General features: G+C 63.4%; 13 protein-coding genes. 9 read left to right on the top strand and 4 right to left on the bottom strand.

All coding sequences use genetic code 11. The annotated features are described in order from the left end of the window. The first annotated feature begins 227 nt into the window (after positions 1–227). Positions 228–1,661 carry an aldehyde dehydrogenase family protein gene (locus tag P6U24_RS13600; RefSeq protein ID WP_407159602.1) on the top strand — a complete coding sequence of 478 codons (1,434 nt, stop codon included), beginning with the start codon at positions 228–230 and terminating at the stop codon, positions 1,659–1,661. Positions 1,662–1,822: 161 nt separating this feature from the next. On the opposite strand, the gene P6U24_RS13605 is transcribed toward P6U24_RS13600, so the two are convergent. After that, complete coding sequence (locus tag P6U24_RS13605) at positions 1,823–2,788, bottom strand: SMP-30/gluconolactonase/LRE family protein (RefSeq protein WP_407159603.1); 966 nt, start codon at positions 2,786–2,788, stop codon at positions 1,823–1,825. A gap of 113 nt (positions 2,789–2,901) precedes the next feature. On the opposite strand from P6U24_RS13605, the gene P6U24_RS13610 reads away from it, so the two are divergent. The 5 genes from P6U24_RS13610 to P6U24_RS13630 all read left to right on the top strand — a co-directional run bounded on the left by P6U24_RS13610 (position 2,902) and on the right by P6U24_RS13630 (position 8,649). Then, positions 2,902–3,720, top strand: coding sequence for an NAD-dependent epimerase/dehydratase family protein (locus P6U24_RS13610; protein ID WP_407159604.1), 819 nt, complete (start codon positions 2,902–2,904; stop codon positions 3,718–3,720). Between the two features lie 147 nt (positions 3,721–3,867). Further along, positions 3,868–5,574 (top strand): IlvD/Edd family dehydratase, encoded by a 1,707-nt coding sequence (locus tag P6U24_RS13615; protein WP_407159605.1) that lies wholly within the window; start codon positions 3,868–3,870, stop codon positions 5,572–5,574. A 99-nt stretch (positions 5,575–5,673) separates the two neighbouring features. After that, positions 5,674–6,672 (top strand): TRAP transporter substrate-binding protein, encoded by a 999-nt coding sequence (locus P6U24_RS13620; RefSeq protein ID WP_407159606.1) that lies wholly within the window; start codon positions 5,674–5,676, stop codon positions 6,670–6,672. Positions 6,673–6,727: 55 nt separating this feature from the next. Next, positions 6,728–7,312, top strand: coding sequence for a TRAP transporter small permease (locus P6U24_RS13625; RefSeq protein ID WP_407159607.1), 585 nt, complete (start codon positions 6,728–6,730; stop codon positions 7,310–7,312). After that, positions 7,309–8,649, top strand: a complete 1,341-nt coding sequence (locus P6U24_RS13630; RefSeq protein ID WP_407159608.1) for a TRAP transporter large permease — start codon at positions 7,309–7,311, stop codon at positions 8,647–8,649. The genes P6U24_RS13625 and P6U24_RS13630 overlap by 4 nt, the downstream gene beginning before the upstream one ends. 48 nt (positions 8,650–8,697) lie before the next feature. Here the strand turns inward: P6U24_RS13630 and P6U24_RS13635 are convergent, their stop codons facing one another. After that, positions 8,698–9,489, bottom strand: a complete 792-nt coding sequence (locus tag P6U24_RS13635; RefSeq protein WP_407159609.1) for an enoyl-CoA hydratase/isomerase family protein — start codon at positions 9,487–9,489, stop codon at positions 8,698–8,700. Positions 9,490–9,640: 151 nt separating this feature from the next. Between P6U24_RS13635 and P6U24_RS13640 the strand changes: the two genes are divergently transcribed. After that, a complete protein-coding gene (locus P6U24_RS13640) occupies positions 9,641–10,876 on the top strand; it encodes an NAD(P)/FAD-dependent oxidoreductase (RefSeq protein ID WP_407159610.1) in 1,236 nt (411 codons plus the stop codon). On the opposite strand, the gene P6U24_RS13645 is transcribed toward P6U24_RS13640, so the two are convergent. Beyond that, positions 10,877–11,770, bottom strand: a complete 894-nt coding sequence (locus P6U24_RS13645; protein ID WP_407159611.1) for a sugar kinase — start codon at positions 11,768–11,770, stop codon at positions 10,877–10,879. Between the two features lie 211 nt (positions 11,771–11,981). Here P6U24_RS13645 and P6U24_RS13650 point away from each other — a divergent pair, with 211 nt between their 5' ends. Next, positions 11,982–13,241 (top strand): Glu/Leu/Phe/Val family dehydrogenase, encoded by a 1,260-nt coding sequence (locus P6U24_RS13650; RefSeq protein WP_407159612.1) that lies wholly within the window; start codon positions 11,982–11,984, stop codon positions 13,239–13,241. Next, entirely contained in the window at positions 13,238–14,083 is an 846-nt protein-coding gene (locus tag P6U24_RS13655; RefSeq protein ID WP_407159613.1) for a VOC family protein, read from the top strand. Before P6U24_RS13650 ends, P6U24_RS13655 begins: the two co-directional genes overlap by 4 nt. Before the next feature lie 110 nt (positions 14,084–14,193). On the opposite strand, the gene P6U24_RS13660 is transcribed toward P6U24_RS13655, so the two are convergent. Then, positions 14,194–15,414, bottom strand: coding sequence for a cytochrome P450 (locus P6U24_RS13660; protein ID WP_407159614.1), 1,221 nt, complete (start codon positions 15,412–15,414; stop codon positions 14,194–14,196). Positions 15,415–15,518: the final 104 nt, after the last annotated feature.

Raw genomic sequence — 15,518 nt, forward strand, 5'->3', positions numbered from 1 at the left:
CGAAATAGTGACATCACGCTGTATGGGTCCCGGATCTGCGCTTCGCTTGTCCGGGACGAGAGCGTGAATGTGGCGGCCGTCTTGCCAGCATCACGATCCCGCTCTTATATCTTCGGCAGCCGCAACGCTGGCCCGCATGTGGCGGGTTTCAACCCGCAAGGCTTTCGTGCAAGGATGCTTGCCACGAACGCCCTCCATTTTGCTCTCCCGACTGAAGAGGTTTTCCGATGGTCAACCGCATGCAATTCTACATCGATGGCGCCTGGGTCGATCCCGTCGTCAAGGGCAAGTCCGCGCCGGTCGTCAACCCCGCGACCGAAGAGGCGATGTATGAGGTTGCGCTCGGCTCCAAGGCCGATGTCGACAAGGCCGTCGCTGCCGCCAGGCGCGCGTTCGAAACCTATTCGCAGACCTCACGCGAGGAGCGCGTGGCGCTGCTCGAGAAGATCATCGCGATCTATAAGGGCCGGATGAAGGAGATCGGCGCCGCCGTCTCCGACGAGATGGGCGCGCCGCTGCCGATGGCGGAGAAGCTGCAGGCGGGAGCCGGCCTCGGCCACCTGATGTCGACCCTCGACGTGCTGAAGAAATACGAATTCGAGGAGACGCTGCCCTCGGCGGTGGTGGTGCGCGAGCCGGTCGGCGTGGTCGGCATGATCACGCCCTGGAATTGGCCGCTGAACCAGATCGCCTGCAAGGTGGCGCCCGCGCTCGCCGCCGGCTGCACCATGATCCTGAAGCCCTCAGAGTTCACGCCGACCTCGGCGCTTATCTTCGCCGAAATCCTGCATGAGGCCGGCGTGCCGAAGGGCGTGTTCAACCTGATCAACGGCCTCGGTCCGGAGGTCGGCGCCGCCATGAGCGAGCATCCGGACATCGACATGATCTCGTTCACCGGCTCGACCCGTGCCGGCGTCGACGTTGCCAAGCGCGCTGCGCCGACCGTGAAGCGCGTCAGCCAGGAGCTCGGCGGCAAGTCGCCGAACGTGATCCTGGAGGGCGCCGACCTGACCAAGGCGGTCACCGGCGGCGTGATGCACATGTTCAACAATTCCGGCCAGTCCTGCAACGCGCCGTCGCGCATGATCGTGCCGCTGTCCAAGATGAAGGAGGTCGCTGCGATTGCGAAAGGCGTCGCGGAGAAGACCAAGGCCGGCGATCCGCGCGGCGAGGGCACCACGATCGGCCCGGTGGTGAACCGCGGCCAGTGGGACAAGATCCAGGCTTTGATCAAGAAGGGCATCGATGAGGGCGCGACGCTCGTCGCCGGCGGCCCGGGCCTCCCCGAAGGCGTCAACAAGGGCTTCTATGTCCGCCCGACCATCTTCGCCGATGTGACCAACGATATGACGATTGCGCGCGAGGAGATTTTCGGGCCGGTGCTCACCATCATCGGTGCCAAGGACGAGTCCGACGCAGTGCGCATCGCCAACGACACGCCCTATGGTCTGGCCGGCTACGTCTATGGCCCGACGCTGGAGGACGCCCGCCGCGTCGGCCGCCAGATCCGCGCCGGCAACGTCAATCTGCAGGGCGTGCCGAATGATCGCACCGCGCCGTTCGGGGGCTACAAGCAGTCCGGCAACGGCCGCGAATGGGGCCGCTATGGTCTGGAGGAATATCTCGAAGCCAAGGCGGTCGCGGGCTACAACGCGGCTTGAGTTGGTCGCCACAAACAACGATGTCGTCCCCGCGAAGGCGGGGACCCATAACGACCGGCCGGCGTTCTGGTGTAGAGCGTCGGCCACTCGGGTTCATCGCGAGATCACGCGGTATGGGTCCCGGATCGCGCTCGCTACGCTCGCTTGTCCGGGACGACGAGTTACCCCCCGAACGCCCCCTGCGTGTTCACATACAGCGCGTAGATCGACTGGCTGGCCGCCATGAACAGCCGGTTTCGCTTCAGCCCGCCGAAGCAGACATTGGCGCAGCGTTCCGGCAGCGCGATGCGGCCGATCGGCGCGCCATCGGGCGCGAACACCATGACGCCGTCGAGCTCGGGCGCTCCCATGCCCCAGCCGCACCACAGATTGCCCTCGATGTCGCAGCGCATGCCGTCCGGCGTGCCGGGCCCGGCGTCGATCAGCACGCGCTTGTTGCTGATCGTGCGACCGTCGGCCGAAACGTCGTAGGCCAGGATCTTGCGGTTCGGCACTCCGCGGGATTCCACGATGTAGAGGATCGTCTCGTCCGGCGAGAAGCACAGCCCGTTCGGCCCCAGGATGCCTTCGGCGATGATAGTCGCTTCGCCGGTGGCGCCGTCGATGCGATACACGTTGGCGTCGATCTCGGACTCGGCCTTGTAGCCTTCGTAATTGCCGAGCAGGCCGAAGGTCGGGTCGGTGAACCAGATCGAGCCGTCGGACTTGACTACGACGTCGTTCGGGGAGTTCAGCCGCTTGCCGTTGAAGGAGTCCATCAGCACCGTGATCGAGCCGTCATATTCGGTGCGAGTGACGCGCCGCCCGCCATGCTCGCAGGTGACGAGCCGGCCCTGCCGGTCGCGGGTGTTGCCGTTGGCGAAGTTGGATGGCTTGCGGTAGACGCTGACAGCGCCCGTCTCTTCCTCCCACTTCACGATGCGCTGATTGGGAATGTCGCTGCACAGGAGATAGCGGCCGTCGCCGAACCACACCGGACCCTCGGCCCAGCGCATGCCGGTCCCGAGCCGTTCCACCGCCGACAATTTCAGCCAGTATTTCTCGAAACGTGGATCCAGCGCCTGGATCGCGGGATCAGGATAATAGGTCGCCGGCCGCCAGCCAAGCGCATGATTTGCATCGGACATTTACTGATCTCGTTGTTGCGTTTCCTCGCGATTTCTCTGCTATCATTGTTGTGCACTGACCGCAAACCAGTGGTTGGAATTGAACCACGAGCGGACCGAACACGAGGGACGAAATGCCACGCATATTGATGACCGGCACGAGCGGAGGAATCGGCACATCCTTGCGCAAGCTCTTGCCGCCGATCTATCCCGACCTGCTGTTGAGCGATCTGAAGCCGCCGGCCGACCTGTCGAGTCAGGAGACCTTCAAGGCGGCCGATCTCGCCGACCTTGCCCAGGTCGAGGCAATCTGCGAGGGCGTCGACGGCATCCTGCATTTCGGTGGTTATTCGGTCGAGGGACCGTGGAACGACATCCTGCAGGCCAACATCATCGGTTGCTATAATTTGTTCGAGGCGGCACGCCGCAAGGGCGTTAAACGCATTGTCTTCGCATCCTCCAACCACGCGGTCGGCTTCTATCCGCGTCATCATCGGATCGGCAATGATGTGACACCGCGGCCTGACAGCCGCTACGGCGTCAGCAAGGTGTTCGGCGAGGGACTTGGCGCACTCTATGCCGACAAGCACGGGTTGAAAGTGACGTGCCTGCGGATCGGCAATTTCGGCGAGAAGCCGCTCGATCATCGCAGGCTCTCGATCTGGCTTAAGCCCGAGGATCTCGTGCAACTTTGCCGGATCGGGCTCGATCATCCCGACATTCATTTCGAGATTCTCTATGGCGCGTCCTACAACGAACGATCCTGGTGGGACAATCACCGGGCCTATGAGCTGGGATATCGGCCGACCGGGCGCGCGGAGGTGTTCCGTGAGCATGCGATGGCCGAGCAGGCCAAGATGCAGCCCGACCCCGTCGGCGATTACTACCAAGGCGGCAGCTATTGCAGCATCGAATATGACGGCGATGCAAACCGCATCATCGATTGGGGTTGAGAGCAATACCAGTCATTCCGGGGCGGGGCCGGCAGGCCTCGATCCCGGAATCCAGACGTGAGAACATACGCAAGACAACCTCTGGATTTCCGGGTTCGCGCGACGCGCGCCCCGGAATGATGAGCAAAAATAAGAAGTGAGACGACCATGACCGACGGATTGCGCAAGGGACTGACTTCTTACGGCGATGCCGGATTCTCGCTGTTCCTGCGCAAGGCCTTCATCAAGGCGATGGGCTATTCCGACGATGCGCTGGATCGGCCGATCGTCGGCATTACCAACACCTATAGCGACTACAATCCCTGCCATGGCAACGTGCCGCAGATCATCGAGGCGGTGAAGCGCGGCGTGATGCTGTCGGGCGCGATGCCTTTCGTGTTTCCGACCATCTCGATCGCCGAGAGCTTTGCGCATCCGACCTCGATGTACCTGCGTAACCTGATGGCGATGGAGACCGAGGAGATGATCCGCGCCCAGCCGATGGACGCCGTCATCGTGATCGGTGGCTGCGACAAGACGCTGCCGGCGCAGATCATGGCCGCGGTCTCGGCGGACCTGCCGACCGTCGTCATTCCGGTCGGACCGATGGTGGTCGGTCATCACAAGGGCGAAGTGCTAGGCGCCTGTACGGACTGCCGCCGACTGTGGGCGAAATATCGCGCCGGCGAGATCGACGACAAGGAGATCGAGGCGGTGAACGGGAGGCTTGCGCCGTCGGTCGGCACCTGCATGGTGATGGGTACCGCCTCCACCATGGCCTGCATCACCGAGACGCTGGGTCTGAGCTTGCCGATGAGCGCGACCATCCCGGCGCCGCATGCCGAACGCTTCCGCTCGGCCGAGGCAAGCGGTCGTGTCGCCGCCGCCATGGCAAAGGCCAAAGGACCGCGGCCGAGCGAACTCTTGACGCCTGCATCATTCAGGAATGCGCAGGTGGTGCTGCAGGCGATTGGCGGCTCGACCAATGGCCTCGTGCATCTGACGGCAATCGCCGGCCGCACGCCGCACACCATCGACCTCGATGCGTTCGATAAGATCGGCCGCGAGGTGCCGGTGCTGGTCGACCTGAAGCCGTCCGGCGAGCACTACATGGAGCATTTCCATCATGCTGGCGGCGTGCCGAAGCTGCTGAAGCAGCTCGGCGACCTGATCGATCTCGATGCGAAGACCGTCACCGGCGAGAGCCTGCGCGATATCGTTGCGAGAGCGGAGGAGGTGCCGGGGCAGGATGCGATCCGCGGGCGCGACAACCCGATCAAGCCGGAAGGCGGGCTCGCGGTGCTGCGTGGCAATCTGGCGCCGCGTGGCGCAGTGATCAAGCATTCGGCCGCAAGCCCCAGACTGCTGCAGCATACGGGTCGTGCGGTCGTGTTCGAATCCGTGGAAGACATGACGCTCCGGGTGGATGACCCTGATCTCGATGTGAATGCCGACGATGTGTTGGTGCTGCGTAATGCCGGGCCGAAGGGCGCGCCTGGGATGCCGGAGGCGGGCTATCTGCCGATCCCGAAGAAGCTCGCGCGTGGCGGCGTCAAGGACATGGTGCGGATTTCGGACGCGCGCATGAGCGGGACTGCATTCGGAACCATCGTCCTGCACATCACGCCGGAATCCGCCGTCGGCGGCCCGCTGGCGCTGGTGAAGACCGGCGACCGCATCAGGCTCGATGTGGCCCAGCGCAGCATCGATCTATTGGTCGACGATGCCGAGCTTGCCAAGCGTCGCGCCGCGCTCAAGCCGGCCGCGACCCCGGAATGGGCCGAGCGCGGTTATGCTCATCTGTTTCACGAGACCATTCTGCAGGCCGATGGCGGCTGCGATTTCGACTTCATGCGCCGCAAGGGAAAGGACTAGCCGGACTGCATCGTCCATCGCCCGCTCCCCAATGCTCAATTGACAATCCTCCAACCCCGATGGGATGATCGAAAAAAAATAAAGAGCAGGGGGAGGACGATGAAGAGCCGATCCAAGATCGCCCGCGGCCTTTTTGCCGCCGCGCTGCTGTTGGTGGCCAGCGCCAGGGCGCAGGACGTGAAGCATTACCGCTTCGCCTATGATCAGCCGCGCAACACTGGCTATTCCATCGCCGGCGATCTGTTTGCCGACAAGCTCAAGGAGTTGAGCAAGGGCACCATGCTGATCGACCAGTATCCTGGCGCGCAGCTGGGGCAGGAGCCGCAGCTTCTGCAACTGGTGAAGGCCGGCGATATCGACTTCGCCATCATCTCCTCGGCAAACACCGCAACGATCTCGCCGCAGGCCGGCGTGATGTCGCTGCATTTCCTGTTCCGCAACGAGGCGCATGTCATCAAGGCGCTCGCCGATCCCAAAGTGTTCGAAGCGCTCAAGACGATGATCGACGACACCGCCCAGGGCCTACACGTGATCGGAACAGGCTCGCAGGGTGTGCGGCACATCTACAGCAAGAAGGAGATCCACAACGTCGGCGACATCAAAGGCATGAAGATCCGCGTCCAGGCGACCGCGACCGAGGATACCATGTTCCCAGCCTATGGCGCGCAGACCGTGCACATGCCGTTCGGCAGCGTTTATACCTCGCTGCAGACCGGCGTCGTCGACGCCGCGGAAAACAGCGTCAATGTCTATCTCGTCAACAAGCATTATGAGGTCGCGCCCGTGCTGTCGCTGACCGAGCATGAGGCGAACAATGCGTTGGTCTTCATCAGCGACAAGCTGTGGCAGAGCCTGTCGGCCGAGCAGCGCCAGTGGGTGCTGGCGTCGGCGGCAGAGGTCAGCGCCAAGGAGCCGACCAAAGCGTTCGAGCTGGAAAAGACGGCGGCCGTGAAGCTCAAGTCACTCGGCGTCAAGGTCGTCGGGGACGTCGACAAGGCGAGTTTCACTGCGATCGCTGATCCCTATCTTGACAAGCTGGCCAAGGAGCTCGGCCCGCACGCCGAGAAGATCAAGGACCTGATCCGCGCGATCAATTAGGCGAGGCTGCGTGTTCGGCCATAACGGAAATGCGGGCTCGATCAAAGACCAGCCAATGTCCATCGCCGACAAGCTCGTGTTGCAGCGACAGCGTCACCTGAAATGGCGCGCATTGGACCGTCTCGAACTGGTGCTGATGATGCTGTGCGGGGCGCTATGCTTCGGTTTCTCGATGTCGGTGACCGCCGATATCGTGACGCGGACCATCGGCCATCCATGGCTGTGGTTGCAGGAGGTCACCTCGACGCTGTTCATCTATGCGATCTTTGTCGGGGCCGCCGTGGCTACCCGACGCAACGATCACCTCTATCTCACTGCGATCGCGGAGGCGATGCACGGTCCAGCGCGCCTGATCGTGGAGATCGTGATCCGGCTCGTGGTGCTTGGTGTTGCGCTCTGCCTGATCTGGTTCGGCTACCTTAATTTCCTCCGCGGTTTTGGCAGCTTTCGCCTTCCCTCCGGCACGCCGATCGCCTCGCTTTACATCATCATTCCAATCTCCGGTGTGCTCATTGCGCTGTTCACGCTCGAGCAGTTGGTCAACGGCATTGCAGGCGGTTTCGATCGTCCGGAGCCGGCAGATCCGGAGTTCGCGGGTTCGCCGCTATATACCGCTGCTGATCGGAGGCCGCCGACGTGAGCGCGCCCGTCATTCTGGCGTTGATGTCGTTCTGCTTCCTGTTCTTCGGCTATCTCGGCGTGCCCGTGCCGTTCTCGCTTGTGGCCGGCGTGTTCGTCGGCGCGTTTCTCGCCGACGTCTCCCTCGCCGCGATCGTGCAGAAGATCTTTGATGGTGTCGATTCCGAGGCGCTGCTGGCAATACCCTTCTTCCTGCTGGTCGGCGAGCTCATGAGCTCGGCCAATGTTGTGGTCCGGATCGCGAACTTGTCTGTTTCGCTGGTTGGACATATCAGGGGCGGACTATCGCAGGTGGTGGTCGTCTTCAGCATGTTCTTCTCGGAAATGTCCGGCTCGACCACCGCCGATGTCGCGGTCATGAGCCGTGCGCTCGGCGGCCCGATGCGGCGCGAAGGTTATGAGCCTGCCTTCATCGCGGCGATCATCGCTTCGGCCTCGACCATTGCAGCGTTGGTTCCCCCCAGCATCACCGCCGTGGTCTATGGTGCCGTAGGCAATGTCTCGATCGCCGGCCTGTTCATGGCAGGAGTTGTGCCGGGCTTCATGATCGGCGTCGGGCTGATGATCTATTGCTATTTCTTTGGCCCCTCCGGATTGCGCAAGCCACGCGCGCCGCTGCGGCAGGTGGCTTTTGCAACTGCTGACGCCGCGCTACCGCTGATGATTCCGGTCATCCTGCTCGGTGGCATCCTGACCGGTTGGTTCACGCCGACCGAGGCTGGGGTCGTGGCGGTGGTCTGGATCATCCTTGTCGTAATTCCCGCGCTCAATCGCGGCCACCTCAAGAAGATTCCTTACGATTTCTGTCTGGCCGGCCTCATCTTCTCGCTGCCGCTGATCACGATCGGCGCGGCAAATGCGTTCGGTTGGATGCTGGCCTATCTGCGCGGGGCGAGCTTCATCGCCGACTGGATCACGACCGCCGCCGGCAACGATCCACGCTATATCATGCTGCTCATGGTCGCGCTCTTCACCGTGATCGGTGATTTCATCGAGCCGGTGCCGACCATCATCATCTTCATGCCACTGGTCAACGCATTGACGCAGGCCGGTGATATCAATGGCGTCCATATGGGCGTGGTCCTGATCGCGACGCTTGCCTTCGGCCTGATCACACCGCCCTATGGGCTCGTGCTGCTGATGGCTTCCAAATTCGTCGGCATCAGTTTCGGCAAGGCGCTCCGCGCGGCGCTGCCGATCTATGTGGTATTTCTGCTGACCATCACCTTCACGATCTTTTTTCCAGGCGTCGTGCTCTGGCTTCCCAAGCACGTCATTCCCGAATCGGTCGGCTGCTTCAGGTCGCCTGCGGGGATCGGATATATATGTCCGAATTGACGCCGCTGTCGTGCCCACAAGCGGCAGCGAGCAAAGGCCGGGGAGCGTCTACTTTCCCTTGCTGGTGAACTTCTTCACCGCGGACCGGAATTCGTCGCTGTGCATGCAGGCGATGATGGCATCGCGCTCGGCGTCGAGCTGCAGCTCGACAGAATTTATCGGCGCGCCGTGGATCAGCGCCTTGGTGGCGGCAAGACCGGCCGGCATGTTCTGCGCCAGCCGCAGCGCCAGCGCGCGCGTCGCAGTCGCCAGCTCGGGGCCCGGCACCACCTTGGCGACCAAGCCCCATTCATAGGCCTGCTGCGCGGTAAAACTGTCCTCGGCGAGAAAGATCTGCAGCGCGCGGCGGATGCCAACGCTGGCGACCACGCCGACCGTGCCGCCGCCGTCGGGCGAGACGCCAAGCTTGGCGTAAGCCGGAGTGAAACGGGCGTCTTCCGCCGCGATGCAGAGATCTGCAGCGAAGGCCAGCGACAGGCCGGCGCCTGCGGCCGAGCCATGGACGCTGGCGAGCACGATCTTGGGCATGCGCCTGAGCGTCGCGATGAAAGCGTGGTAATGCTGCAGCAGCTCGCCGACCACAGGCGCGATGGTACCGGCTTCCGCAGCGGCGCCGATGGTCTGAAGGTCACCGCCGGCGCAGAACGCGCGGCCTTCGCCTCGGAGCACCAGCACCCGGATGCCGTCGACGGCTTCGACCTCTGCGGCGAGTTGCTCCAGTCTCTTGGCAATCGCGAGGTTAATGGCGTTGAAGGCGGCCGGGCGGTTGAGGGTGATGGTGGCGATCGGACCGTCGATCGAAAGCAGCGCGGGGTCGGCTGCAGGCGCGGTGTCGGTCATTGATCCCTCCCAGGACCTCTCATCTGACCGCATTTAAACCGCAGACCATGCGAGGTGACAATCCCGCTGGGGTTTGCGACAAGCGGTTCCGGCGGTATCGGCGATGAGCTACTGTTTCGCCGGCCCGCGTCGGACAAGGTGAGTGGATGCGATGAGCAAGGGTTCGGTGGTCAAGGGACCGGTGGTGATCGTGGGCGCGGGGCATGCAGGCTTTCAGGTCGCGGCCTCATTGCGCCAGGCCGGCTATGGCGATCCGATCCATTTGATCAACGACGAAGCCCATTTGCCCTACCAGCGGCCACCCTTGTCGAAGGCGTATCTGAAGGGCAGCGGCGGCCCTGAAACCCTGATGTTCCGGCCGCTGAAATTTTATGTCGATCAAGGCATCGAGCTCGTCTATGACCGCGCCGTCGCGGTCCAGCGGCAGCAGCGTCAGGTGATGCTTGCCTCGGGTCAGACTCTGGACTACGGCCATCTCGTCTTCGCCACCGGCGCCCGCAACCGGCTGCTCGATCTCCCCAACGCCAATCTGCCTGACGTGCGTTACCTGCGCATCCTCGATGACAGCGAGGATTTGCGCGCGCGGCTCGCGAGGGCCAAGCGCGTGGTGGTGATCGGTGCCGGCTTTATCGGCCTCGAATTCGCCGCGACCGCGCGGCTCAAGGGACTGGAAGTCGACGTGCTCGAGCTTGCCAGCCGCGTGATGGCGCGCGCCGTCACCGCCGAGATCTCCGACTATTTCCAAAGGCAGCATGCGGATGCTGGTGTGCGTATTCACCTCGGCGTGCAGGCGACCAGCATCGAGGCCGATGGCGATAAGGTGACGGGCGTCTCTTTGAGCGATGGCCGGCATATTCCGGCCGATCTCGTCGTGGTCGGCGTCGGCGTGCTGCCAAATGTCGAGCTTGCGCGCGATGCGGGCCTTAAGGTCGCTTCAGGCATCATCGTCGACGAGCATCTGTCAACCTCCGACCCGCATATCTCCGCGATCGGCGACTGCGCCTTGTTTGCCAGCCCGCGCTTCGGTGGCACGTTGCGGCTTGAATCGGTGCAGAACGCGACCGATCACGCCCGCTGCGTGGCGGCGCGACTGACCGGTGAAGTTCAGGCCTATGATGGCCAGCCCTGGTTCTGGAGCGACCAGGGGAACGACAAGCTGCAGATCGCGGGACTGACCACGGGCTACGACCACGTCGTGCTGCGCGGCGATCCCGCGCAAAAGGCCTTCTCCGCCTTCTGCTACAAGGAGGGCCGGCTGGTCGGCATCGAGTCGGTCAATCGCGCCGGCGACCACATGTTCGGCCGGCGCTTGCTCGCGGCCGGTGGCACGGTCGCGCCGGACAAGGCGGCGGACTTGAGCTTCGATCTCAAGAGCGCCTTGAGCTAATTAGACCCGCACCTCGAACTCCTGCTTCACCGCATCGATATCGGCGAGCGTCGGCAGCCCGGCCTCATTGCCGAGGCGCTGGATCTTAAAGGTGGAAGCGGCACGCGCGAACTCGAAATGCTCGCGCCAGCGCGCGTCGGGATTGGCGAGATAGGAATAGACGTAGGCGCCGTGAAAGACGTCGCCGGCGCCGTTGGTGTCGATCACACGCTCGCCCGGGATGAGATAGGCCGGCAGCGATTGCACCGTGCCGCTCTCGTCGTACCAGAGCAATCCCTTTTCACCCATGGTGACGCCGCCGATCTTGCAGCCGCGGCCTTTGAGATAGGTGAGCATCTGCTCGGGCGTCAGATCCATCTGCTCGCACAGCCGCTCGGCGACGATTGCGACATCGATGAATTCCAGTAACTCGTGGGTGTTGGTGCGGAGGCCGCCGCCATCGAGCGAGGTCAGGATGCCGGCCTCTCGGCACTGCTTGGCGTAGTGGATTGCGGCATCCGGCTGATGGCCGTCGACATGCAGCGCGCGGCAATTGCCGAGATTGAGCAGCGGAAACGGATGGATGTGATGATCATCGCGGCAACGGACGATGGCGCGCTTGCCATCCTTCGGCATGATGAAGGAGAGCGAGGATGCGTTCACCTTCCGCGCGTGAATCGAGATGCCGTATTTCGCACACATGTCCTGGAACATGCGCCCCAGCCAATCATTGGCGACGGTCGCAATCAGGTCAGGCACGATCCCGAGCTTGGCGCAGCAGAACGCCGCCGTCACCGCATTGCCGCCGAACGACACGGCGTAGGCCGATGCGACGTGCTTCTCATCTCCGGTCGGAAGATGGTCGGTGATGAAGGTGACATCGATATAGGTCTGTCCAATAAAGAGAGCCTGCATGGGCATTTCTTCGTCCGTGAAGGGGTGGTCCGGCCCCGGGTGGCGCACCTTAGCAACCGCCGAAAGGGGATCAACGCTGAAATTATTCGCAGATTTGTCACCATAAGCGCTTGAGATCGCTTAAGGGCGCGACTACCACCCGTGCATTCCCGGGGGCGGGCGCGCTATTCTTGCGCTCCGGGTAACCTCTGATTCGTGCCAGGAGCAAGTGATGACCGTCTATTCAGGGCCGGTTTTTGACATGGCTGCGAAGCAATTCAATGTGATCGCCGATCATCTCGGCATCCCCGGAGATGAGCGCGAACGGCTGCTGATGCCAAAGCGGGCAATCACGGTGTCGTGCCCAATTCACCGGGATGACGGTACAATTGCGGTGTTCGAAGGCTACCGCGTGCAGCATCTGCTGACGATGGGGCCGACCAAGGGCGGAACACGATTTGCGCCCTCCGTCGACATCGGCGAGGTCGCGGCGCTCGCGATCTGGATGAGCTGGAAATGCGCGCTGGTGGGCCTGCCCTATGGCGGCGCCAAGGGCGGCGTGACTGTCGATCTCTCGAAGCTGTCGCCACGCGAACTCGAGTCGCTGTCGCGCCGCTACATGCAGGAGATGATTCCGTTCGTCGGTCCACATACGGACGTTATGGCGCCCGACATGGGGACCAACGAGCAGGTGATGGCCTGGTTCATGGACACCTATTCGATGTACCAGGGCCAGACCGTGACCGAGATCGTCACCGGCAAGCCGGTGTTTTCCGGCGGCACGCTGGGGCGGCGTGAGGCGACGGGGCGCGGCGTCGCCCATCTTGCACGTCGCGTGATGGACGTGCTGTCGATCGATCCCGGCAAGGCGACCGCAGTGATCCAGGGCTTCGGCAATGTCGGTTCCTACGCTGCGCTTGGCCTGCATCAGATGGGCCTCAAGGTAATCGCGGTCAGCGACCACACCGGCGCGCTGCACGATCCGCGCGGCCTCGACATTCCCGCGCTGATGACGCATGCAACCAAGCACGGCAGCATCGCCGGCTTCTCGACCGAGCTGCAATTCGATCCCAAGCAGATCCTGACGTTCGCCTGCGACGTGCTGGTGCCGGCGGCGATCGAGCGCGTGATCGACGGGCCTACGGCCGAGAAGCTGAAATGCCGGGTGTTGGCGGAGGCCGCCAACGGCCCGACCACGCCGGAGGCCGACCTCGTGCTCGAGCGCCGGCGCGATGAGATCTTCCTGATCCCCGACATTCTCTGCAATTCCGGCGGCGTCGTCGTCAGCTACTTCGAATGGGTGCAGGATTTGCAGCAATTGTTCTGGGAGGAGGAAGAGGTGATGCGGCGCGAATATCAAATCCTCGATCGCGCCTTCCACACCATGCTGGCGCGGGTGAAGGCCGACAACATTTCGCACCGGACCGCAGCGATGGCAGTGGGCGTCGAGAAGGTGCGTGCAGCCAAGAACACGCGAGGGCTATTCCCGTGATCAACGGGCTCGATCACGTCGTCGTCCTGCTGGAGGATCTCAAGGCGGGCGTTGCCGCCTATGAGACGCTGCTGGCGCGCAAGCCCGCCTGGACACATTCGGGCGAGAGCGCCGATCGCGTGCTGTTTACGCTCGACAACATGACGCTCGAGTTGATGGCGCCGAACGGCTTCAGCCCCCAGGCGGATCGGATCCGCGATGTCATCAAGCTGAGCGGCGAGGGGCTCGCCAGCATCTGCTTTGCGACCTCCGATATCGGCAGGATGCACCGCAGGCTCGAGCGTGTCGCGCTGAAGCCGGACCCGATCGTCGAGGTCGACAACAGCGACGATGTGTCGGGCGCGACGCTGCATTGGAAGCGCACGCGCGCGAGCACCGAGCTCACCCGCGGCGTGCGCATGTTCTTCCTGGAGCTCCAGGGCGAGCGGCCACGCTCGGCCCCTACCGCCGACTCTGCCGTTCTCGGCCTCGACCACGTCGTGATCTCGACCGAGGATCCCGAACGGGCCGCGGCGCTTTACGGCGCCCGGCTCGGGCTCGACATGGCGCTGGATCGCAGCCATCAGGACTGGGGGCAATTGATGTTCTTCCGCTGCGGCGATCTCATTGTCGAGGTCGTGAAGCGGCCGGTGGCGGGCGGCGACCTGGCGCATGACAGGCTCTGGGGCCTGTCCTGGCGCGTCGCCGACATCGAGGCAACGCGAACGCGCCTGCTCGCCGCGGGACTGCAGGTGTCCGAGGCACGCGCCGGCCGCAAACCCGGCACGCGGGTGATGAGCCTCTACAGCGGCACCTGCGGCATTCACACGCTGATCCTCGAGCGCGCGCCGAAGGGGACGTAGGGTGCCGTCATTGCGAGGAGCGAAGTGGACGAAGCAATCCAGATTTGCTTTGAAGCTCTGGATTGCTTCGCTTCGCTCGCAATGACGGTGAGTTTGGCGGTGGCACGTCATCATTCCACCACGCACGGCACGCTCAAGAAACCGCGGAATCGCACCCGGCCGCCGCGGACCGGCGCGCCTGAGAGCGTGTAGTTCGGAAAGCGCGCCAGGAAACGCGAGATCGCGACCGCGCCTTCCAGCCGCGCCAGCGCCATGCCGGCGCATTGATGCACGCCGGTGCCGAAGGCGAGATGCCGGTTTGTGGTTCGCGCGATGTCGAATCTTTCGGGGTCTTCGAACTGGGCAGGATCGCGGTTGGCCGCACCGATGCACAGGGTCACCGGCGTGCCCGGCGCAAGCGTCACGTCGCCGAACGAGGCAGGCTCGGTCGTCATGCGGTTGCCGAGCTGGTTGGAGCTCTCATAGCGCAGGATCTCCTCGACCGCCGTACGGATCAGCTCCGGCGCCTGGATCAGCTTGTGCTTCTCAGCCGGATGCTCATGCAGCGCAACGAGGCCGTTGCCGATGAGATTGGTGGTGGTCTCATGCCCGGCATTGAGCAGGAAGATGCAATTGTGCAGCAGCTCCTTCTCACTCAGCCGCTCGCCATTGGCCTCGCCCTGGATCAGCCGCGTCAGCACGTCCCGTTCGGGATTGCCGGGCTTGGCGCGGCGCCGGGCGACGAGACCTTCGAGATAGGCAAGGAACTCGCTCACCGCGCGATTGCCGCGCGCCGCCGCGTCCTGCGTCAGCACCGGCTCCAGCGCACCAAGGATGGCCAGCGACCAGTCGCGCAGCGGCCCGCGCTCATCATGCGGCACGCCGAGCAGATTGCCGATCACTTCGACCGGAATCGCCGAGGCGAAGTCGCCGATCAGTTCGAATCGTCCCTTTTCGGCAATGCGATCGAGCAGCTTGTCGACCAGCACGATCAGCGCCGGCTCCATCTCGGCGATCGCGCGCGGCGACAGCGCCCCCATGATCAACCGGCGCACCCGCGTATGCGCCGGCTGATCGTTGAACACGAGGCTCGTGGTGTGGTGCTCGTAGAGCGGCGTGTCGCCATATTTCGGCGCGTACTCCTTCTTCTTGTCGGACGAGAAGGCGCGGGTGTTCTTGTAGGCGGCGACGAGGTCGTCATAGCGGGTGAGAAAATAGGCGCCGCTGCGCAGCCGCTTCACCGGCGCGTATTGCCGCAGAGCCCGATAGGTCGGGTAGGGATCGGCATAGAACTCCGGCGTCAGGCTTTCGAGATCGAAATTGTCCGCAAGCTCGCGCGCATCCGACGTCATGACGTGAAGCTCCCTCCCTGCCGGTCGCGTCTTGATGCGCAACGCGACGTTTTCGGCATCTTGCACGATAGGGCGTGTCTTTCCAGCGACTTAGCAGCCCGATG

The sequence above is a fragment of the Bradyrhizobium sp. STM 3557 genome (genome assembly GCF_045571465.1).
Lineage (GTDB): Bacteria > Pseudomonadota > Alphaproteobacteria > Rhizobiales > Xanthobacteraceae > Bradyrhizobium.